Source organism: Pseudomonas sp. AK-TSAG1-1 (assembly GCF_056821665.1).
In genome coordinates this window covers 2,712,526-2,731,543 of the sequence record NZ_CM165965.1, presented here as the reverse complement: position 1 = coordinate 2,731,543, position 19,018 = coordinate 2,712,526, and the positions used below count along the sequence as shown (strand labels likewise).

The window sequence follows — 19,018 nt, the reverse complement described above, 5'->3', positions numbered from 1 at the left end:
GCCGCCACTGTCTGGAGCTGTACATGAGCAAGCCAACCCACACCCGCATCCGTATGTTCAACACCAAGGACACCTACCCTAACCAGACCCTGGACAACGACCTGTGCCAGGCCGTGCGCGCCGGCAACACCGTGTATGTCCGTGGGCAAGTCGGCACCGATTTCGACGGTAATCTGGTAGGCCTCGGCGACCCGCGTGCACAGGCCGAACAGGCTATGCGCAACGTCAAGCAGTTGCTGGAAGAAGCCGGCAGCGACATGAGCCACATCGTCAAGACCACCACCTACCTGATCGACCCGCGCTACCGCGAGCCGGTGTACCAGGAAGTCGGCAAGTGGCTCAAAGGCGTGTTCCCGATTTCCACCGGGCTGGTGGTGTCGGCACTGGGGCAGCCGCAGTGGCTGATGGAGATTGATGTGGTGGCGGTGATTCCCGAGTAAGTCGGCAGACCGCGTCGCGGCTATCGCGAGCAGGCTCACTCCTACAGGGGAATGCATTCCAATTGTGGGAGCGGGCTTGCTCGCGAAGAGGCCCGCAAGGACAACAAATTCCTGGAACGGAGTTAGACCATGACCTTTTCAATCGCAGCCCGTTGCCCCGAAACCGGCCAGTTCGGTGTCGCCATCAGTTCCTCCAGCATCGCCGTCGGCGCGCGCTGCCCGTGGCTGCTGCCGGGCGTCGGCGCGGTGTCGAGCCAGAACATCACCCTGCCGTCCCTCGGCCCGGAAGTCCTCGCGTTGATGGAGCAAGGTCTGGCGCCTGACGCTGCGCTGGACAAAGTGCTGACCCGTAACGGCTACAGTCAATACCGGCAGATCACCGCGATCAACCACCTCGGCCAGACCGCGCATTTCAGCGGCGCACAAACCCTCGGCGTGCACAACGCGGTCAGCGGCGAACAATGCGTGGCTGCCGGTAACATGCTCGCCGGACGCGTGGTGATCGAGGCGATGGTCAGTGCCTTTGAAGACGGTGAAGGCCAATTGGCCGACCGTTTGCTCAAGGCCCTGCACGCTGCACAAGCCCTCGGAGGCGAAGCCGGACCGGTGCATTCGGCGGCCGTGGTGGTGGTCGGCGAACAGACCTGGCCGATCGTGAATTTGCGGGTCGACTGGGCTGACGAAGACCCGATCGGCCAGTTGCAAAAACTCTGGGACGCCTATCAGCCGCAGTTGCAGGATTACATCGACCGCGCGCTCGACCCGGCCAAAGCGCCGGGCTATGGCGTTGCCGGTGATGATCGATGAACAGCGTCGCGTTGCTCAAGACGCTGGTAGGGTTCGACACCACCAGCCGCGAATCCAATCTGCAACTGATCGAGTTCGTGCGTGATTACCTCGCCGGTTTCGATGTGTCGTGCACGCTGATCTATAACGCCGAGCGCAGCAAGGCCAATCTGTTCGCGACGATTGGCCCGGCCGATCAACCGGGCATTGTGCTCTCGGGGCACACCGATGTGGTGCCGGTCGACGGTCAACCGTGGACCGTGGCGCCGTTCGAGCTCAGCGAACACGACGGCAAGCTGTTCGGACGTGGCACGGCGGACATGAAGGGCTACATCGCCTGCGTGCTGGCCCTGGTGCCGACGCTGGTCACCGCAGCACTGCGCATGCCGGTGCACATCGCCCTGTCCTACGACGAAGAAGTCGGTTGCCTCGGAGTGCGTTCGTTGCTCGCCGAACTGCAACAGCGCCCGGTCAAACCGCTGCTGTGCATCATCGGTGAACCCACCGAACTGAAACCGGTGCTCGGCCACAAAGGCAAGCTGGCGATGCGCTGTGACGTGCACGGTCATCCATGTCATTCCGCCTACGCACCGCTGGGGGTCAACGCCATCGAGTACGCCGCCGAACTGATCGGCGAACTGGGGCGCATCGGCCAGCAACTGAAAGCGCCCGAGCATCACGACGGGCGTTTCGACCCGCCCTACAGCACGGTGCAGACCGGGGTGATCAGCGGCGGCAAAGCGCTGAATATCGTCCCTGCCGATTGCCGCTTCGACTTCGAGATCCGCGCCCTGCCCTCGCAGGATCCGGCGCGGGTCGCGCAGCAGCTGCAAACCTACGCCGAGCAGCAGGTGCTGCCGCGCATGCGTGCGGTGAGTGCGCACAGTGAAATCCGCTTCAGTGAGCTGTCAGCCTATCCGGGTCTGGTCACCGATGCGCAGAGTCAGGCGGCTGAACTGATCGCGGCGTTCTGCGGTTCCCGGGAATTCGGCACCGTGGCGTTCGGCACCGAGGGCGGGCTGTTCGATGCGGCGGGTATTCCCACCGTGGTCTGTGGTCCCGGCAGCATGGACCAGGGGCACAAACCCGATGAGTTTGTCAGTCGTGCACAACTCGATGCCTGCGATGCGATGCTGCAACGAATGCTGACCTCGATTCGCGCCTGACCCCTTCGGCCCGGCTGCCTGCCTTCAGGCGTACAGTCGGGCCAACTCCTCGCGACAATGATCGACGAATAACTGCACCGGTTTGGTCAGTTGCACCCGGCGCAGCCAGGCCGCTGACAATCCCGAGCCGGTCACGGTTTCCACCAGCGGCACGCACACCACTTTCTGCCCGTCGTAGGTGTACTCGCCGAACGGTCGGGTCACCAGAATCGAAAAGCCGAAACCACGCCCGACCATGCCACGCACCATTTCGATCGATGGCGAGCTGAAGACGATGTGCGGGGTCAGTCCGCGCTCTTCGAAGATGCTTACAAAGTAGGTGCGGCTGGGCACCACGTCGAGCAGGATCATCGGTTCCAGCACCAGATCGTGCAGCGACACTTTCGCCTGTTGCGCAAAGCGATGATCGGCCGGCAGCAAGGCGTAAGGCTGTTGCGGCGGCATCAGCGGCGTGGTGTCGATGGTGGTGTCGAGGTCGTGTTCGAACAGCATTGCCACATCGATGCTGCCAGCGGTCAGGGCCTGCACCAGCTCCTGTTGTTCGCCATCGCGAATACGGATTTCCACCCCCGGCCAACGCTCCTTGAAACCGGCGATCAGACGCGGCAGGTACAGCGGCGCGACCGTTTCGAAACAGCCGATATCGATCTGCCCCGAGACCACGTCGTTATCAGCCAGCGCGTTCTGCTCGAACTCATGCGCCACTCGCAGCAACTCCATAGCCTTGCGATAAAACCGCGAGCCGCTGGGCGTCAGTGACACACCCTGGGCGTGATGACGGATGAACAGCTGCACACCAAAGCTTTCTTCCAGATGCTTGATCGCGGTCGACACCGACGGCTGGGCGATATAGAGCTTGCGCGAGGCTTCGGCGACGCTGCCGCAATCGGCGGTGGTGACGAAGTATTTGAGCTGGCGCAGGTTGTAGGCAGCCATATAAAACCTCTGCAGAGAAACGACGCGTTTGTGGCGAGGAGATTCATCCCCTCACCACACAACTGTGTAAATCCAGAAAAGAGCGAAGCCTGAACATACCGGACAGCCCCCGGACCCGGGGCATATATTTTTTAAGGTCTGAAGCAACAAACTTACTAATTTATCTATCCCGGGCCTTTGCACATGATCGCTTCAACAAGAAATGCGCCGTCCGTGTCGGCGCTTACCGAAGTACGTCCACGTACTCATCCTTGCCTTGGAGTTCGTCATGTCCACCTCTGCAACAACGTCCGCCCCGCTCATTGAAAAACACACGATAGGATACGTGCCCCCCGAAGATCGCCACGGAAAGGTCAGGGATCTGTTCACGCTGTGGTTCGGCGGCAACATTGCGCCGTTGCCCATCGTCACCGGCGCGCTGGGCGTGCAGTTGTTCCACTTGAATCTGGTCTGGGGCATCGTCGCCATTCTGGTCGGTCATCTGGTCGGCGGCGTGCTGATGGCGCTGCATTCGGCGCAAGGCCCGCAGATGGGCATTCCGCAGATGATCCAGAGCCGCGCGCAGTTCGGCTCGCTCGGCGCCCTGCTGGTGGTGCTGATTGCCGGCGTCATGTACATCGGCTTCTTCGCTTCCAACATCGTGCTGGCCGGCAAGTCGCTGCACGGCGTGGTCGATAGCGTGCCGGTGCCGGTCGGCATCGTCATCGGCGCCCTCGGCTCGGGGATCATCGGCATCATCGGCTACCGCTTCATCCATGTGCTCAATCGCATCGGCACCTGGGTGCTGGGGATCGGCATCGTGGTCGGTTTCGGCTACATCTTCACCCATATCCAGACCGATGATTTCCTCACCCGGGGCAGCTTCAACCTCTCCGGCTGGCTCGCCACCGTGTCGCTCGCCGCGCTGTGGCAGATCGCGTTTGCCCCTTACGTGTCCGACTATTCGCGTTACCTGCCGGCCGACGTCAAAGTCTCGTCGACGTTCTGGACCACGTATCTGGGTTCGGCGCTGGGCTCGAGTCTGGCGTTCATCTTCGGTGCCGTCGCCGTGCTGGCGACGCCCGTGGGCATGGACACGATGGACGCGGTGAAAATGGCCACCGGCTCGATCGGTCCGCTGATGCTGGTGCTGTTCCTGCTCAGCGTGATCAGCCACAACGCTCTCAACCTGTACGGCGCAGTGCTGTCGCTGATCACCCTGGTGCAGACCTTCGCCTACCGCTGGATCCCGACCGCCAAAAGCCGTGCGGTGATCTCGATCATCGTCCTGCTGGCCTGCTGCTTCGCCGCGGTGGGCGCGTCGAAAGACTTCATCGGTCACTTCGTCGACATGGTGCTGGTGCTGCTGGTGGTGCTGGTGCCGTGGACTGCGATCAACCTGATCGACTTCTACGCCATCCACAAAGGCCAGTACGACATCCAGTCGATCTTCCAGGTCGACGGCGGCATCTACGGACGCTACAACCCGCAGGCGCTACTGGCCTACGCGATCGGCATCGCCGTGCAGATCCCGTTCATGAACACCCCGCTGTACGTCGGCCCGATCTCGGCACACATCGACGGCGCGGACTTGTCGTGGCTGGTGGGCCTGCTGGTGACCTCGCCGCTGTACTTCTGGCTGGCCAGTCGTGACAGCGCCTATCGCCGGCGAATGATGACCGGCGCGAAGCTGGTGGGCAGTCTGTGAGGGTGCCTGCATGACAAAAGAAGGCCCGCCATGCGCGGGCCTTCTGCATTGCAGTGTGGTATTTGTTGAGGCCCGACAGGCACCCACGAGACAGGGAATCCCATGCTGCGAATTCTGGGCAAGGCGTCATCGATCAATGTGCGCAAAGTGCTGTGGACCTGCGCCGAACTACAGTTGCCGTTCGAACGCGAGGATTGGGGCTCGGGCTTCAAACCTACTGACACACCGCAGTTTCTGGCCCTCAACCCTTGCGCCATGGTGCCAGTGATTCAGGACGGTGATTTCACGTTGTGGGAATCGAACACGATCATTCGTTACCTGGCGGCTACCCATGACGGCGCAGACCTCTACCGCGCCGAGCCGCGAGCCCGTGCGCGGGTTGATCAGTGGATCGACTGGCAGGCCTCGGAACTGAACCGCTCGTGGTCGTATGCGTTTGTCTCGCTGGTGCGCCAATCACCGGATCATCAGGACAGCGCTGCTTTGGCTAACGGCATCGCGCAATGGTCAAGGAACATGGCGATCCTCGACCGGCAGCTACAGAAGACTGGCGCCTACGTCAGCGGCGAAGCATTTTCGCTGGCCGATATTCCCATCGGACTGTCGGTGAATCGCTGGTATGAAACGCCGCTCGCGCATCCGGACTATCCCGCCGTCAGCGCGTATTACGAGCGTCTGAGCCAACGCGAAGGCTTTCGGCTCTACGGCAGAAACGGTACGCCGTGACGCAAAAAAACCTCTGACTCCAGCGTTCGGAATCAGAGGTTTTTTATTGACCTGAACAGCAGATCAGGCAGGCACGCCCAGAATGATATGCGAAGCCTTGATTACCGCCGTGGCGCTGACACCCTTGGCCAGACCCAACTCTGCAACGGCATCACGGGTGACAATCGAGTAGACCTTCGAACCACCGGCCAGCTCGATCACCACTTCAGCATTGACCGCGCCGTCAGTCACGCTCAGTACTTTGCCTTCCAGGCAGTTGCGTGCCGACAGGCGAACGTCGCTGGACTCGGTCATCAGCATCACCCACGGCGCCTTGACCAGCGCCACGGCTTCTTTACCAACGGCGATGCCGAGGTTCTTGATGCTTTCCATGGTCACGACAGCAACCAATTGCTCGCCCCCGGCCAGAGTCAGAACCACTTCGGCGTTGACTGCGCCGGCTTGAACCTGGCTGACTTGGCCTTTGAATACGTTGCGTGCGCTGACTTTCATGACGGGCTTCCTTTTTTGACTTTAGAGTTAGGAAAAACGGCCTGCATCATCGGAGTAAACGCTATGTAGAAACAACTATAGCGCTGCGCCCTGTTGCCACACTTGAGAGCTGCCGAACAACGATAGATCAGATCAGCAGATCTTCATAAAACGCGCCGAACGGTCGCTGCGGGTGGGCAATCTGGATTTCCAGAATCCATACACCGGCATGCGGTGCCTGGTCGAAATCGCCGAGATTGCCACCCTTGTAAATCGCATGAGGGAAGTCGCTGACCCGGTGACCCTTGATGTCGAGGTGCAACACCCAGCCCATGGCGTTGGCCTGATCGGTGGCATAGCGGTACAACTCGACGCCGGACACGCCTTCGCGCCAAAACGCCTCGACCCGATCAAACAGCTCCTTGGCTGCCGCAGCACAAGCGATCATTTCCGGGTCGGAACCGGTGGTGAACGTCGCGCCGGCATCGCCTTCGTGCCCCTGCCAGACCACGCCCATGTCGATGAGGAAAATGTCATTTTCACCCAGCACCGGATCGCCGTCGGAACGCTGCTTGAAGGTCTTCAGGGTGTTGGCGCCAAAGCGGATCAGCAGCGGATGCCAGATGCGGTCCATGCCCAGTTCGACGAGGATCTGCTTGCCCTGCTCCTGCGCTTCGGATTCACGCATGCCGGGCTTGATCACCTTGGCGATGGCGTCGACGGCTTTCCAGGTCAGGCCTTGCGCGTGACGCATCGTTTCCAGCACAAACCGTTCGCCGACCGCTTCTTTACCGCTAAGGGCTGCACTCATTTCCTTGTTCCTCATGGCTACGCTGTATAGTTTTTTATATTGCGAAACGCAGATAAAGATACAGCCATGACACAAGGTGTCAATTACTCTTCTGCACGCACCACACCGCGCTCTTCCAGCAAGCGCACGAACATGCTCAAGCTACGCGACACTGCGCCCCTTCGCCACACCAGCCACGTGGTCAGATAACGAAAATCCGCCGCCAGCGGCCAGACGCTGATTGTGGCGCTGCCGGGCATACTCTGCAGCATCTTGCGCGGCATCAGCGCCAGCCCCGCCCCGGCGCTGACGCAGGCGAGCATGCCGTGATAGGACTCCATCTCGAAAATCTTGCCTGGCACGGCGGCGTCGGTGCTGAACCATTTTTCGAAGTGGTGACGGTAGGAACAGTTGGAGCGGAACGCATAAATGTTCTCGCCGTTGACGTCCGCTGCGCGCAGCACCGGGGCGTGATTGAGCGGCGCGATGATGACCATTTCCTCTTCGAACGCCGGCACACCTTCGAGGGCCGGGTGCAACACCGGGCCGTCGACGAACGCCGCCGCCAGCCGCCCGGACAGCACGCCATCGATCATCGTCCCGGACGGCCCGGTCGACAGGTCCAGATCGACCTTGGGGTGCAACTGGTTGTACGCCGCCAGCAACTCGGGAATACGCACCGCCGCGGTACTTTCCAGCGACCCCAGAGGAAACGCGCCCTGCGGCTCTTCACCCGCGACGGTGGCGCGGGCTTCCTGCACCAGGTCGAGAATGCGCCGCGCGTACTCAAGAAAACTCCAGCCGGCGGGCGACAAGCGTAAACGGCTTTTCTCGCGGATGAACAGGTCGACGCCCAGATCCTGCTCCAGCTGTTTGATGCGCGTGGTCAGGTTCGACGGCACGCGATGGATCTGCGCCGCGGCGGCGCTGATGCTGCCGTGCTCGGCAACGGCCTTGAAGATTTCCAGTTGCACCAGATCCACAGTCATTCTCCAAACGTGAAAGAAACGATCTTTATTATTCAGTTTCCAGAAAACAAACGCCACCCTACTCTAGGCCCATCCACTGAACTCGCAGGAGCCAGCCATGAGCCCGATTTCCAGCCAGACCCACGCCATCTCGATCAACCCCGCCACCGGCGAGCAGATTGGTCATTACGCCTTTGAATCCGCCGCCGCCCTCGACGCCGCGCTGACCCGCGCCGCGTTCGGTTTCTCGAAGTGGAAACGCAAGCCGCTGCAGGACCGCTCCCGCGCCCTGAGCGCTCTCGCGGGTGCGCTGCGTGACAGCGCCGAAGCCATGGCGACCATGATTACTCTGGAAATGGGCAAGCCGATCGCCCAGGCCCGTGGCGAAATCGAAAAATGCGCCAAGCTGTGCGAGTGGTACGCCGAAAATGGCCCGGCCATGCTCGATGCCGAACCGACGCAAGTCGAAGGCGGCAAAGCGCGGATCGAGTACCGTCCGCTCGGCCCGATCCTCGCGGTGATGCCGTGGAACTTCCCGATCTGGCAAGTGCTGCGCGGCGCAGTACCGGCCCTGATCGCCGGCAACACCTACGTGCTCAAGCACGCGCCAAACGTGATGGGCAGCGCCTACCTGCTGCGCGATGCCTTCAAGAACGCCGGTTTCGCTGATGGCGTGTTTGAAGTGATCAACGTCACCCCGGAGGGCGTTTCCAGCGCCATCGCTGACCCGCGCATCGCAGCCGTAACCCTGACCGGCAGCGTGCGCGCCGGCATGGCCATCGGCGCCCAGGCCGGTGCCGCGCTGAAGAAATGTGTGCTGGAACTGGGCGGTTCCGACCCATTCATCGTGCTCAACGATGCCGATCTCGACGAAGCCGTGCAGGCTGCCGTTATCGGTCGTTATCAGAACTCCGGCCAGGTGTGCGCCGCCGCCAAGCGCCTGATCATCGAAGAAGGCGTGGTCGAGGAATTCACCCGCAAATTCGTCGAGGCCACTCGCAAGCTGAAGGTTGGCGATCCGCTGTCCGCTGACACCTACATCGGCCCGATGGCACGTTTCGACCTGCGTGACGAACTCGATCAGCAAGTGCGCGACACCCTCGAAGAAGGCGCCACCCTGCTGCTCGGCGGCGGCAAGGCGCAAGGCCCGGGCAACTACTACGAGCCGACCGTACTGGCCGATGTCACCGACCGCATGACCTCATTCAAACAGGAACTGTTCGGCCCGGTGGCGTCGATCATCACCGCCCGCGATTGTGCCCACGCCATCGCCCTGGCCAATGACAGCGACTTCGGCCTGACCGCCACGATCTACACCGCCAACGTGCAACTGGCCCAGCAATTGACCAGCGAACTGGAAACCGGTGGCGTGTTCATCAACGGCTACTCCGCCAGCGACCCGCGCGTGACGTTCGGCGGCGTGAAGAAAAGCGGATTCGGGCGCGAGCTGTCGCACTTTGGCGTACGCGAGTTCTGCAACGCACAGACGGTGTGGCTGGATCGCAAATAACCCGCAAGATCACCTTCCGCAGCGCCTACAGGTCGGGGGCCTGGCAACAACCTTGCGAGCGCCACCGAAATCTGTAGGAACGGGCTTGCTCGCGAAAGCGCTGGAACAGTCACTTTTGCAGTGATTGACCTGCCCTCTCGCGAGCAAGTCCGCCCCCACTGTGGCCTGGCGTCAAGCCGCTGCCTGTTGCGCCTTTGCGACCGTTCGATCCTTGCTCAACAGCCCGAGCACCACCGCCGCCGAGGCCAGGGTGATCACGGTCAGGATGTGCAGCAAGTATTGAAACGCCGAAGCATAACCTTCCACCAGACGTGCATTGACCAGTCCCGGAATCGCGTTGATCGCATGGGCCATGTCGCCTGTGGTGACCCGGTGTGCCGTCTCGGCAATCAGCACCGTATCGACATTGCCTGTCACTGCACTCGACAGATCGTTCTGCAGCAGCGAAGCCAGCATCGCCGCGACACTCGCCAAAGCAATACCCTCACCCGCCACCCGCACCGTGTTGAAAATCCCCGCGGCCATCCCCGCGCGCTCTTTTGGCACGACGCTCACCGACAAACCATCCATCAGCCCCCACGGCAGGCCGGCACCGATACCGATCAATACCATCGGCACGATCAGCGCATGTTTCGGCTCGCCGACGTTGTACAGACTCAGCCAGTGCAGCCCGAGCGCGGCTATCAGAAAACCGCTCCCCGACAGGATGCCCGCCGAGACAAACCGGGTCATCGATGCCGCCAGCATCGGTACCACCAACATCGGAGCGGACAGCGCCAGCAACAGCAGACCGGCGTCGATTTCGCTCAAGCCTTCCACGCCGATAAAGCGCAGCGGCAACATAACCACCAGCACGATGTAGCAAAAGCAGGTGCCGATCGGCAGCATTTGTACGCCGATGAAGCGCGGAAAACGGAACAGGGTCAGATCGAGCATCGGTCGTTTGGCACGCATTTCGATCATCACGAACAATGTCAGCATCAATGCCGAAGCACTCAGCAGACCGACCACCAGCGGGCTGCCCCAACCACTTTCCGGTGCCTGGATCACACCAGAAGTGAACAGCGCCAGCATCGCGCTGAAGGTGATTGTGCCCGGCCAATCCAGCCCCTTGGCATCCGGATCGCGGGTTTCGCGCATGCGTGGCAGGCCGAAGACCATGGCAATCACGCCGATCAGCGCGGTGAAGACGAAAATCGCCCGCCAATTGAACGCTTCGATCAATGCCCCGGCCACTAACGGGCCAAACGCCAGACCGATACCGAACGTGGTGCCGAGCATGCTGTAGGCACGAGTGCGGGCATGGCCTTCGAACTCCTGCGCCAACGCCGCCGAACCACTGGCCAGCGCCGCAGCCCCGGCCACACCTTGAACAGCTCGCAGCACGTCCAGCCAGAACACCGACGGTGCCACGCTCTGGGCAAGCGATGCCGCCGTGAACAGCAACATGCCGAAGGTGAACAGGCGTTTACGCCCATAGACATCGGCCAACGCCCCTGCCGCCATCAGCAAACTGCCGAACGACAACATGAACGCATTGGTGATCCAGGTCAGGGCAACGGGACTGCCGCCCAAATCACGGCCAATGGCGGGTGTCGCCACCGCGCCACCGGTAAAACTCAAGGGCAGTACCAGTGCCGACAGGCACACCGCTGCGAGGATCAGCTGCTGGTTACGCGCTCCTTGCTGTTGAGCGACAGGTGTCATGAATTCGTCCTTTATGAAGTTTGCCAGGCTGCGACTGTAAGGCCGTGCTATTGATGTGATAATCCCAGCAAACCTGCATGACTTTGTGAAAGGCATTCACAGATGAAATCACCCTCAGCGGCAGACCTCTCAGTATTCCTCTGCACGGCACAACACTTGAACTTCAGCAAAGCCGCCGTCGAACTTGGCCTGACACCATCAGCCCTGAGCCATTCGGTAAAGGCACTGGAGAATCGCCTCGGCGTACGCCTGTTCAATCGCACCACCCGCAGCGTGGCGTTGACCGAGGCCGGCGAGCGCCTGTGCGCGCGACTGAAACCGGCGTTCCGCGACATCGAAGACGCACTGGAAGACCTCAACCATTTTCGCGACAAACCCACGGGCAACCTGCGCATCACCTGCGGACGCCAGGCATGCGAACTGGTATTGCTGCCGATTGCCAGCGAGTTCCTGCAGGCGTATCCGGACATTCGAATGGAAGTGGTCGAAAGCGAGGCGCTGCTGGATATCGTCGCCGGCGGATTTGATGCGGGCGTGCGCTTTGGTGATCGACTGGAGGCCGACATGGTATCGCTGCCGATTGGCCCGGCAATGCGTTCGGTGGTGGTCGCTTCGCCGGCATTCCTTGAGCGCCATCCTGCGCCACAACAACCCGAAGACCTGCACGACTTGCCGTGCCTTCGCCACCGCTATCCCAGTGGCACGATGTATCGCTGGGAGTTCGAACGTGAAGGCATTGCCCGGGAAATCGAGGTCAGCGGCCCACTGACCCTGGGCGACGTCAGCCTGATGGTCGGCCCTGCGCTGCAAGGCCTGGGATTGGCGTATGTGTTCGATGAAATGGTCAGCGAACACCTGGCATCAGGGCGTCTGATTCAGGTGTTGGCCGATTGGTGCCCTTACTACCCGGGCCTGCATCTGTACTACCCGAGCCGGCGCCATTTACCGGCGCCGCTCAAGGCTTTTATCGAGTTCGCGCGCGAGCGCAGTGGTCGCTAGGGTTTTACAGGTATTTCAGCCAGCCAATGTCGCGGCGCCGCGCCTTCAGCGCCGAGAACCAGCGCACTGCCGGGTACAGCGCAAGCGTCAACAGCGCCGATACCAGCCATATCGCCGCCACAGAATCGAAGCCGAAGTAGCTACCGTGGTTAAGGCCGAACAGCGCCACGGCGATCAGATACAGCACCTTCAGCACGTACAGGTGCAGCAGGTAGAAAAACATCGGCGCCGAACCGAAAACGCACAGCCAGCGAATCCAGCGACGCGTCTGCACTCGCTCAAACACCCGCAACAACAGCAGTCCCACACTCAACGTCAGCGTGATGAACAACAGCGATGGCGGGTACTTGGTGATATTGAAAAACGCCATCAGCGTTTGCACGGTCGTGTCGTGCAGCGCCCAGGGCTTTTCGCCGTAACCGTTGAGCAGCCGCAGCCCCACGAAACCCAGCAGACCGGCGACACCGCCCAGCAACAGGCACTGCTGACGAGTCCCGGCATCGGCCATGCGCGCGAACCAAGGGCCCAGCGCATAACCCAGCCCGATCACACCTATCCACGGCAACAGCGGATACGAGGTACGCAAGCGCAAGCTGTCGCCGGCGTCGATCCAGCCGCGGTCATGCAGAATCGCCCATGGCACATGCAGTGCCGACTCCGGCGCGAAATGCAGCCCATCGAGCACGTTATGCCCGGCGATGATCGCCAGACTCAGCGTCAGCAGCAGCCAGCGCGGCAGCCACACCAGCAGCGACAACACGATCATGCTCAGGCCAATCGCCCAGATCACCTGCAGATAGATCACACTCGGCGGCAACTGAAACGTCCAGGCGAAGTTCACCAGAGTGAATTCCAGTACCACCAGAAACAGCCCCCGCTTGAATAGAAAGGCACTGACGTCGGTCTTGCCCGCGTACTTCTCGCCAAACAACCACGCAGACAATCCGGTCAACAACACGAACACCGGCGCGCACAGATGCGCCAGCGTGCGGCTGAAAAACAACGCCGGCTCGGTGCTGGCGATGTCCATCGGGTCGGAGACCTGACGGTGCAGCACAAACGTCTCGCGCACGTGGTCCAGGAGCATGAACAGGATGACCAGACCTCTTAGCGCATCAATGGACAACAAGCGCCCGGTCGGCGCCGGGCTGGAAGGAGCACACGCAATCGTCATGGACATTTCGCTATCGAATGGATGAATCGGGGTGATCGCAACGGCGCGGCCCCCCTGAGAATTCTCGTTACTCTATAACATTAATAATCGAAGCCCAACCCAGACGCTACCGGTTCTCAAAAAAGCCGCAGAACCTTCGCCGCCATTTGCCCTATCACGTCAGGCTTCTATAGTGATCAGGCGCCCCCCGCCCTTTGCGCCTGCTGTCGAGCCTTGTCCATGACCCAGACCGAACACCTGATCATCTGCGAGCACTGCGATTGCGTGTACGAGAAAGTCGTGCTCGGCAAACACCAGAAAACCTCCTGCGTGCGTTGCGGTGGCGTGCTGCAGCGCTATAACGGCCTGACCGTCGAGCAGCGCCTGGCCCTGAGCTTCACCGCAGCCATGCTGTGGCTGTTCGCCAATTTCTACCCGGTGATGAGCATCAGCATGAAGGGCCTGAAAAACAGCGCGACGCTGTGGGATTCGGTGCTGGCGTTGAGTCAGGGACCGATCACGTTCATGGCGATGGTCGCGGCAATTTCGATCATCATCGCCCCGGCGTTTCAGTTGGTGCTGTTGATCTGGGTCCTGAGTTTCGCCCTGTCCTCGCGGCGCGCGCCGGGGTTCAGGTTGTGCATGCGCTGGCTGGAAACGCTGCGCCCGTGGAGCATGCTCGAAGTCTGTCTGCTGGGGGCGATGGTGGCGGTGTTCAAATTGGCCGGTCTGCTCGATGTACTGCCGGGCATCGGTCTGTTCGCCCTGGCGGTGTTGAGCCTGATGATGATCCGCATCGCCGGTCGCGACATTCGTGATTTGTGGGACATTCTATGAAGCGACCACCGACCGCCAGCGAACTCAACCTGTGCCTGTGCCACAGCTGTGGGCTGGCCTGCGACATGACCGATGAGCCGCACCAGTGCCCGCGTTGCGAGGCGCCCCTGCATCGACGCAAGACCAATTCCCTGGCCCGCACCTGGGCCTACATGTTCGCTGCGCTGGCGTTTTACGTGCCGGCCAATCTGCTGCCGGTGATGAACACCGTGATGCTCGGCAATGGCGCCGACAGCACGATCATGAGCGGCGTGCTGGAATTTTGGGAAGGTGGTGCGTGGGACATCGCCCTGATCATCTTTATCGCCAGTATCGCGGTGCCGGGGATCAAGTTCGTAGCCCTGACACTGCTGCTGATCACCGTACAGCGCGACAGCGGCTGGGCGCGCCGCGAGCGCTCGAAGCTGTACCGTTTCGTCGAGTTGATCGGTTATTGGTCGATGCTCGACGTGTTGGTGGTCGCACTGGTCGCGGCGCTGGTGAAGTTCCAGGCGCTGGGCGATATCGAGCCACGACCGGGCATTCTGTTCTTCGGCCTGGTCGTGGTGTTCACCATGCTCTCGGCGATGAGCTTCGATCCGCGACTGATCTGGGACAACGCCCCGGAGGACGAGCCACTCAGCGACGCACCACCTCAAGCAACACCTGCAACGGATGGCGCAACGCCCGATCCGACTGGCGCTTGACCTGACTGCGGCACGAATAACCGGTGGCCAGCGCCTCGCCGCGCTCGCCCGGCGCCTCGATCTGGTTGGCCCAGGATTGCTCGTAGATCACCGCCGAGGTTTCGCGGTTGCGCGCCTCGTGGCCGTAGGTCCCGGACATGCCGCAACAACCGGTGGCCTGCGTCGCCAGTTTCAACCCGAACCGCTCGAATACCTGCTCCCACTGCCGGGTGGCGGCCGGTGCGTTGGTTTTCTCGGTGCAGTGCGCCAGCAGACGGAACGCCTGGGCAGAATCTGCAGCGGCCTGCTCCGGGATCACCTTGAGCAACCATTCCTGGACCAGCGCGACTTCCGGGCACTGCTGCATGCCGGGTACTTTCAAGTATTCCTGGCGATAGACCAGGGTCATCGCCGGGTCCAGTCCCAGCAACGGCACACCGACATCGGCCAGCTCACGCAGTTGCTGCGCATTGCGCAACGCCGCGCGATTGAACGCCGAAAGGAAGCCCTGCACATGCAGCGGCTTGCCATTGGCGCTGAACGGCGCCAGATACACCTGATAGCCGAGTCGCGAAACAAGCTCCAGCAAATCCGCCAGCAGCGGCGCCTCGAAGTAACGGGTGAACGCATCCTGCACCAGCACCACACTGCGCTCGCGTTGCGCCGGGGTCAGTGCCGCCAGCCGGGCAACCGTCGCCGGCTGCACCTTCCAGCGGCGCAGCGCCGCGTGGAAATCAAAGCGGCTGAGCAACGGCACATCGACCATGCCACCGAGACGTTCAAGCAGATTGCGGACAAACGACGCGCCCATCACACCGTTGTACAGCGCCGGAATCCGCGCCATGTACGGGATGCTGTACTCCAGCGAGGCGATCAGATAGTCCCGCGCCGGGCGCAGATAACGGGTGTGATACAGCTCGAGAAAGCGCGAACGGAATTCCGGCACATTGACCTTGACCGGGCATTGGCCCGCGCAGGACTTGCACGCCAGGCAACCGGCCATGGCGTCGTAGACCTCATGGGAAAAGTCGGCGCCCTCGCTGCGGCTGTTGCGCCAGCGCGTCCAAAGGCTGCTGAAGAAACCCGGACGACGGATCGCATCGGACAGCACATCCACGCCCGCCTCGCCCTGTAACCGTAGCCATTCGCGGATCAGCGATGCGCGGCCCTTGGGCGATTGCGCACGCTCGCGGGTGGCTTTCCACGACGGGCACATGGCGTCATCGGGATCGAAGTTGTAGCAGGCGCCGTTGCCGTTGCAATGCAGGGCCGCGCCGTAGCTTTGCCAGACTTTCTCGTCGATCTGCCGATCCAGTTCACCGCGCAGGGTTACCTCGTCGATCTTCAGCAGCGTCGCGCCGCTGTTGGCCGCAGTGGCGATCTTGCCCGGATTGAACTGGTTGAACGGGTCGAACGCGGCCTTCAACGCTTGCAGCGCAGGGTACAGCTCGCCGAAAAACGCCGGTGCGTATTCCGAGCGCAGGCCTTTGCCGTGCTCGCCCCACAGCAGGCCGCCGTAGCGCTGGGTCAGCGCCGCCACGCCATCGGACACCGGTCGCACCAGCGCGGCTTGCTGCGGATCTTTCATGTCGAGAATCGGCCGTACGTGCAGCACGCCGGCATCGACATGGCCGAACATGCCGTACTGCAACCCATGGCTGTCGAGCAGCTCGCGCAACTCGGCGATGTACTCGGCCAGGTGCTGCGGCGGCACCGCCGTGTCCTCGACAAACGGCTGCGGCCGCGCTTCACCGGCGACGTTGCCGAGCAGACCCACCGCGCGTTTGCGCATGCCATAGACCTTGTTCACTGCCGCCTGACCGACCGCCAGCGTATGGCCCAGGCGTTCGACCGTGGTGTCGTTGCTCAAGTGTTCGAGGAACGCTTCGACTCGGCGCTGCAGGTCTTCGGGATCATCACCGCAAAACTCCACCAGATTGATCCCCAGCGTTGGCCGTTCGGCACTTTGCGGGAAGTATTCGGCGACGCCGTGCCAGACGATATCCTGCATCGCCAGCAGCAACACTTTCGAGTCGACGGTTTCAATCGATAGCGGCCTGAGCGCCATGAGCGCCCGGGCATCACGCAATGCGTCCATGAACCCGGCGTAGCGGATGTTCACCAGCATCGTGTGTTTGGGAATCGGCAGCACATTGAGCCTGGCCTCGACCACAAACCCCAGCGAGCCTTCGGCGCCGCACAGCACACTGTTGAGGTTGAAGCGCTTGTCAGCCTCGCGCAGGTGCGCAAGGTCGTAGCCGGTCAGGCAGCGATTGAGATCAGGAAAGCGCTGTTTGATCAGTTCGCCCTGCTCATCAATGATCTGCCGCGCACAGCGGTAGACTTCGCCAACCCGATCTTCCCGCGCACACAGCGCTGCCAGATCGTCTTCAGCCAGCGCCTCGCCGTGCAGGCGCTCGCCGCCACGCAGGATCATCTCGAGTTGCAGCACATGGTCACGGGTCTTGCCGTAGGTGCAACTGCCCTGACCGCTGGCATCCGTGTTGATCATGCCGCCGACAGTGGCGCGGTTGGAGGTCGAAAGCTCCGGAGCGAAGAACAGCCCGGCGGACTTCAGCGCGGCGTTGAGCTGATCCTTGACCACCCCGGCCTGCACGCGTACCCAGCGCTCTTGGACGTTGATCTCCAGAATACGGTTCATGTGCCGCGACAGGTCGACAACAATGCCATCGGTCAGCGACTGACCGTTGGTACCGGTGCCGCCGCCACGCGGGGTGATCACCACTTTCTGGTAAGCCGGCTCGGCGATCAGTCGTGCGACCCGCGCCACATCCTCGGCGTCCATCGGAAACACTGCCGCTTGCGGCAGGCGCTGGTAGATCGAATTGTCAGTGGCGAGCACCACGCGGCTGGCGTAATCGGCGCTGATCTCACCGCGAAAACCGCTGGCTTTCAGGGCGTTGAGGAACTGCTGGTAATCGGCAGTCAATGCGGTGGCGGGCGACAGCTGGGCAATCATCGGTCAGGGAATCTCGGTCAAAATCGGGCCGTGTGGCGGTGAACAGTTGTGCGCAATGAATGATTGCGTCACGCTCCCGCCATCTCATGGTGCTTATGTTCATTGCTTGGCGCCATCGGGACAAGCGTAAAATCGACCCGCAATCCATGACTAAAACGAATGAATCCGCGAACCCTCACCCCTTCCATGTCGTTGTTGCTGGCCTTCGAGGCCGCCGCGCGCCATGAAAGCTACACCCGCGCCGCCCACGAACTGTCGCTGACACAGAGTGCGGTCAGCCGCCAGGTGCAGATTCTGGAAAAGATGCTCGGCATGCGTCTGTTCAGCCGCGAAGGCCGGCAAGTAGTGCTGACCGATGTCGGGCGCATGTATCAGCGCGAACTGGCCCAAGCGCTCGGACAGATCCGCAGCGCGACCTTGCAGGCCATGGCGTTTGGTTCGGGCATCCACAGCCTGCGGCTGGCGACGCTGCCAACCTTCGGCTCGAAATGGCTGCTGCCACGACTCAAGGATTTCTACACCGCGCACCCGGGCATGACCGTGCACTTGCATTCGCGGATCGAAGCGATCGACTTCGACACCAGCGAGATCGATGCCGCGATCTGTGTCGGTGGTGGTCACTGGCCGGGACTGAGCGCCCTGCCCCTGCACACCGAAGAACTGGTGGTGATCGCCAGTGCACAGCTGTCAGCAGTCGAGTATCAGGACGCCGAACAGCAGATTGCCGAACAGCTGCTGCTCAATGTCAGCAGCAACGCCCAGGCCTGGGCGGAATGGTTCACTCATCACCGCCTGCCGCACCGCAGCATGCGCATCGGGCCGAGCTTTGAAATGACCTCGCACTTGATTCAGGCGGTGCGGGCCAATATCGGCGTGGGGCTGGTACCGCGGATTCTGGTGGAGGATGAATTGCTTAACGGCGAGCTGCTGCAACTGGGGGAACCGATTACCAGTCGGCGCAGCTATTACCTGGTGTATCCGCCGCGTAACGAGGCGTTGCCGTCGTTGAAGGCGTTTCGGGATTGGTTGGTGGACATGCTGTGATCGGCGCCCCCGCACATGCAAAACATAACGAAACGCCGCTCGATGAACGGCGTTCAGTCAATCCCTGGACTGGCGCTTTAGCGGAGGCGGCGCACTCGGCCCTTTGACGAGGGGCTTGGCCAGCAGTTTGCCGTCCGGGCCATAAAAGAGGCG

General features: G+C 61.7%; 17 protein-coding genes. 10 read left to right on the top strand and 7 right to left on the bottom strand.

Features of this window, described 5'->3' with window-relative positions:
• Positions 1-23 precede the first annotated feature (23 nt).
• From AC1UK9_RS12190 to argE, 3 genes are all read left to right on the top strand, one after another.
• On the top strand, positions 24-440 hold the full coding sequence (locus AC1UK9_RS12190) for a RidA family protein (RefSeq protein ID WP_003225869.1): 417 nt from the start codon (positions 24-26) through the stop codon (positions 438-440).
• A 129-nt stretch (positions 441-569) separates the two neighbouring features.
• Positions 570-1,247 (top strand): DUF1028 domain-containing protein, encoded by a 678-nt coding sequence (locus AC1UK9_RS12185; RefSeq protein ID WP_482580198.1) that lies wholly within the window; start codon positions 570-572, stop codon positions 1,245-1,247.
• The gene (argE, locus tag AC1UK9_RS12180; RefSeq protein ID WP_482580197.1) at positions 1,244-2,392 is read left to right on the top strand and encodes an acetylornithine deacetylase; all 1,149 of its coding nucleotides are present in this window, start codon (positions 1,244-1,246) and stop codon (positions 2,390-2,392) included. The genes AC1UK9_RS12185 and argE overlap by 4 nt, the downstream gene beginning before the upstream one ends.
• A 24-nt stretch (positions 2,393-2,416) precedes the next feature.
• Here the strand turns inward: argE and AC1UK9_RS12175 are convergent, their stop codons facing one another.
• Complete coding sequence (locus tag AC1UK9_RS12175; protein WP_025111549.1) at positions 2,417-3,328, bottom strand: LysR family transcriptional regulator; 912 nt, start codon at positions 3,326-3,328, stop codon at positions 2,417-2,419.
• Positions 3,329-3,596: 268 nt separating this feature from the next.
• On the opposite strand from AC1UK9_RS12175, the gene AC1UK9_RS12170 reads away from it, so the two are divergent.
• Both AC1UK9_RS12170 and AC1UK9_RS12165 read left to right on the top strand, forming a co-directional pair.
• A complete protein-coding gene (locus AC1UK9_RS12170) occupies positions 3,597-5,015 on the top strand; it encodes a purine-cytosine permease family protein (RefSeq protein ID WP_482580196.1) in 1,419 nt (472 codons plus the stop codon).
• Positions 5,016-5,117: 102 nt separating this feature from the next.
• Positions 5,118-5,741 (top strand): glutathione S-transferase family protein, encoded by a 624-nt coding sequence (locus AC1UK9_RS12165; RefSeq protein WP_482580195.1) that lies wholly within the window; start codon positions 5,118-5,120, stop codon positions 5,739-5,741.
• A gap of 63 nt (positions 5,742-5,804) precedes the next feature.
• Here the strand turns inward: AC1UK9_RS12165 and AC1UK9_RS12160 are convergent, their stop codons facing one another.
• The 3 genes from AC1UK9_RS12160 to ptrR form a co-directional block, all read right to left on the bottom strand.
• A complete protein-coding gene (locus AC1UK9_RS12160; protein WP_482580194.1) occupies positions 5,805-6,233 on the bottom strand; it encodes a TOBE domain-containing protein in 429 nt (142 codons plus the stop codon).
• Positions 6,234-6,360: 127 nt separating this feature from the next.
• Complete coding sequence (locus tag AC1UK9_RS12155) at positions 6,361-7,023, bottom strand: M24 family metallopeptidase (RefSeq protein WP_473015380.1); 663 nt, start codon at positions 7,021-7,023, stop codon at positions 6,361-6,363.
• A gap of 83 nt (positions 7,024-7,106) precedes the next feature.
• On the bottom strand, positions 7,107-7,985 hold the full coding sequence (ptrR, locus tag AC1UK9_RS12150) for a putrescine utilization regulator PtrR (RefSeq protein WP_482580467.1): 879 nt from the start codon (positions 7,983-7,985) through the stop codon (positions 7,107-7,109).
• A 103-nt stretch (positions 7,986-8,088) separates the two neighbouring features.
• Here ptrR and AC1UK9_RS12145 point away from each other — a divergent pair, with 103 nt between their 5' ends.
• Positions 8,089-9,480 carry an aldehyde dehydrogenase family protein gene (locus AC1UK9_RS12145; protein WP_482580192.1) on the top strand — a complete coding sequence of 464 codons (1,392 nt, stop codon included), beginning with the start codon at positions 8,089-8,091 and terminating at the stop codon, positions 9,478-9,480.
• A gap of 171 nt (positions 9,481-9,651) precedes the next feature.
• Here AC1UK9_RS12145 and AC1UK9_RS12140 read toward each other — a convergent pair whose 3' ends face one another.
• Positions 9,652-11,187, bottom strand: coding sequence for an MFS transporter (locus AC1UK9_RS12140; RefSeq protein ID WP_482580190.1), 1,536 nt, complete (start codon positions 11,185-11,187; stop codon positions 9,652-9,654).
• A 102-nt stretch (positions 11,188-11,289) separates the two neighbouring features.
• Here AC1UK9_RS12140 and AC1UK9_RS12135 point away from each other — a divergent pair, with 102 nt between their 5' ends.
• Complete coding sequence (locus tag AC1UK9_RS12135; protein WP_482580188.1) at positions 11,290-12,186, top strand: LysR family transcriptional regulator; 897 nt, start codon at positions 11,290-11,292, stop codon at positions 12,184-12,186.
• 4 nt (positions 12,187-12,190) lie between these two features.
• Here AC1UK9_RS12135 and AC1UK9_RS12130 read toward each other — a convergent pair whose 3' ends face one another.
• Positions 12,191-13,360 (bottom strand): acetyltransferase domain-containing protein, encoded by a 1,170-nt coding sequence (locus AC1UK9_RS12130; RefSeq protein ID WP_482580186.1) that lies wholly within the window; start codon positions 13,358-13,360, stop codon positions 12,191-12,193.
• Positions 13,361-13,579: 219 nt separating this feature from the next.
• Between AC1UK9_RS12130 and AC1UK9_RS12125 the strand changes: the two genes are divergently transcribed.
• Together AC1UK9_RS12125 and AC1UK9_RS12120 are read left to right on the top strand one after the other, a co-directional pair.
• Positions 13,580-14,176: a paraquat-inducible protein A gene (locus tag AC1UK9_RS12125; protein WP_473015375.1), complete on the top strand. Its 597-nt coding sequence runs from the start codon at positions 13,580-13,582 to the stop codon at positions 14,174-14,176.
• Positions 14,173-14,862 carry a paraquat-inducible protein A gene (locus AC1UK9_RS12120; protein WP_025111538.1) on the top strand — a complete coding sequence of 230 codons (690 nt, stop codon included), beginning with the start codon at positions 14,173-14,175 and terminating at the stop codon, positions 14,860-14,862. The genes AC1UK9_RS12125 and AC1UK9_RS12120 overlap by 4 nt, the downstream gene beginning before the upstream one ends.
• On the opposite strand, the gene ydiJ is transcribed toward AC1UK9_RS12120, so the two are convergent.
• Positions 14,795-17,821 (bottom strand): D-2-hydroxyglutarate dehydrogenase YdiJ, encoded by a 3,027-nt coding sequence (gene ydiJ, locus AC1UK9_RS12115; RefSeq protein ID WP_482580184.1) that lies wholly within the window; start codon positions 17,819-17,821, stop codon positions 14,795-14,797. The genes AC1UK9_RS12120 and ydiJ overlap by 68 nt on opposite strands.
• A gap of 159 nt (positions 17,822-17,980) precedes the next feature.
• Between ydiJ and AC1UK9_RS12110 the strand changes: the two genes are divergently transcribed.
• Positions 17,981-18,865 (top strand): LysR substrate-binding domain-containing protein, encoded by an 885-nt coding sequence (locus AC1UK9_RS12110; RefSeq protein ID WP_473015372.1) that lies wholly within the window; start codon positions 17,981-17,983, stop codon positions 18,863-18,865.
• Positions 18,866-19,018: the final 153 nt, after the last annotated feature.

What these genes read in the sequence shown, in the direction of transcription:
- AC1UK9_RS12190 (WP_003225869.1), top strand. Translation starts at nt 24, where the DNA reads ATGAGCAAGCCAACCCACACCCGCATCCGTATGTTCAACACCAAGGAC.
- AC1UK9_RS12185 (WP_482580198.1), top strand. Translation starts at nt 570, where the DNA reads ATGACCTTTTCAATCGCAGCCCGTTGCCCCGAAACCGGCCAGTTCGGT.
- argE (WP_482580197.1), top strand. Translation starts at nt 1,244, where the DNA reads ATGAACAGCGTCGCGTTGCTCAAGACGCTGGTAGGGTTCGACACCACC.
- AC1UK9_RS12175 (WP_025111549.1), bottom strand. Translation starts at nt 3,328, where the DNA reads ATGGCTGCCTACAACCTGCGCCAGCTCAAATACTTCGTCACCACCGCC.
- AC1UK9_RS12170 (WP_482580196.1), top strand. Translation starts at nt 3,597, where the DNA reads ATGTCCACCTCTGCAACAACGTCCGCCCCGCTCATTGAAAAACACACG.
- AC1UK9_RS12165 (WP_482580195.1), top strand. Translation starts at nt 5,118, where the DNA reads ATGCTGCGAATTCTGGGCAAGGCGTCATCGATCAATGTGCGCAAAGTG.
- AC1UK9_RS12160 (WP_482580194.1), bottom strand. Translation starts at nt 6,233, where the DNA reads ATGAAAGTCAGCGCACGCAACGTATTCAAAGGCCAAGTCAGCCAGGTT.
- AC1UK9_RS12155 (WP_473015380.1), bottom strand. Translation starts at nt 7,023, where the DNA reads ATGAGTGCAGCCCTTAGCGGTAAAGAAGCGGTCGGCGAACGGTTTGTG.
- AC1UK9_RS12145 (WP_482580192.1), top strand. Translation starts at nt 8,089, where the DNA reads ATGAGCCCGATTTCCAGCCAGACCCACGCCATCTCGATCAACCCCGCC.
- AC1UK9_RS12140 (WP_482580190.1), bottom strand. Translation starts at nt 11,187, where the DNA reads ATGACACCTGTCGCTCAACAGCAAGGAGCGCGTAACCAGCAGCTGATC.
- AC1UK9_RS12135 (WP_482580188.1), top strand. Translation starts at nt 11,290, where the DNA reads ATGAAATCACCCTCAGCGGCAGACCTCTCAGTATTCCTCTGCACGGCA.
- AC1UK9_RS12130 (WP_482580186.1), bottom strand. Translation starts at nt 13,360, where the DNA reads ATGACGATTGCGTGTGCTCCTTCCAGCCCGGCGCCGACCGGGCGCTTG.
- AC1UK9_RS12125 (WP_473015375.1), top strand. Translation starts at nt 13,580, where the DNA reads ATGACCCAGACCGAACACCTGATCATCTGCGAGCACTGCGATTGCGTG.
- AC1UK9_RS12120 (WP_025111538.1), top strand. Translation starts at nt 14,173, where the DNA reads ATGAAGCGACCACCGACCGCCAGCGAACTCAACCTGTGCCTGTGCCAC.
- ydiJ (WP_482580184.1), bottom strand. Translation starts at nt 17,821, where the DNA reads ATGATTGCCCAGCTGTCGCCCGCCACCGCATTGACTGCCGATTACCAG.
- AC1UK9_RS12110 (WP_473015372.1), top strand. Translation starts at nt 17,981, where the DNA reads ATGAATCCGCGAACCCTCACCCCTTCCATGTCGTTGTTGCTGGCCTTC.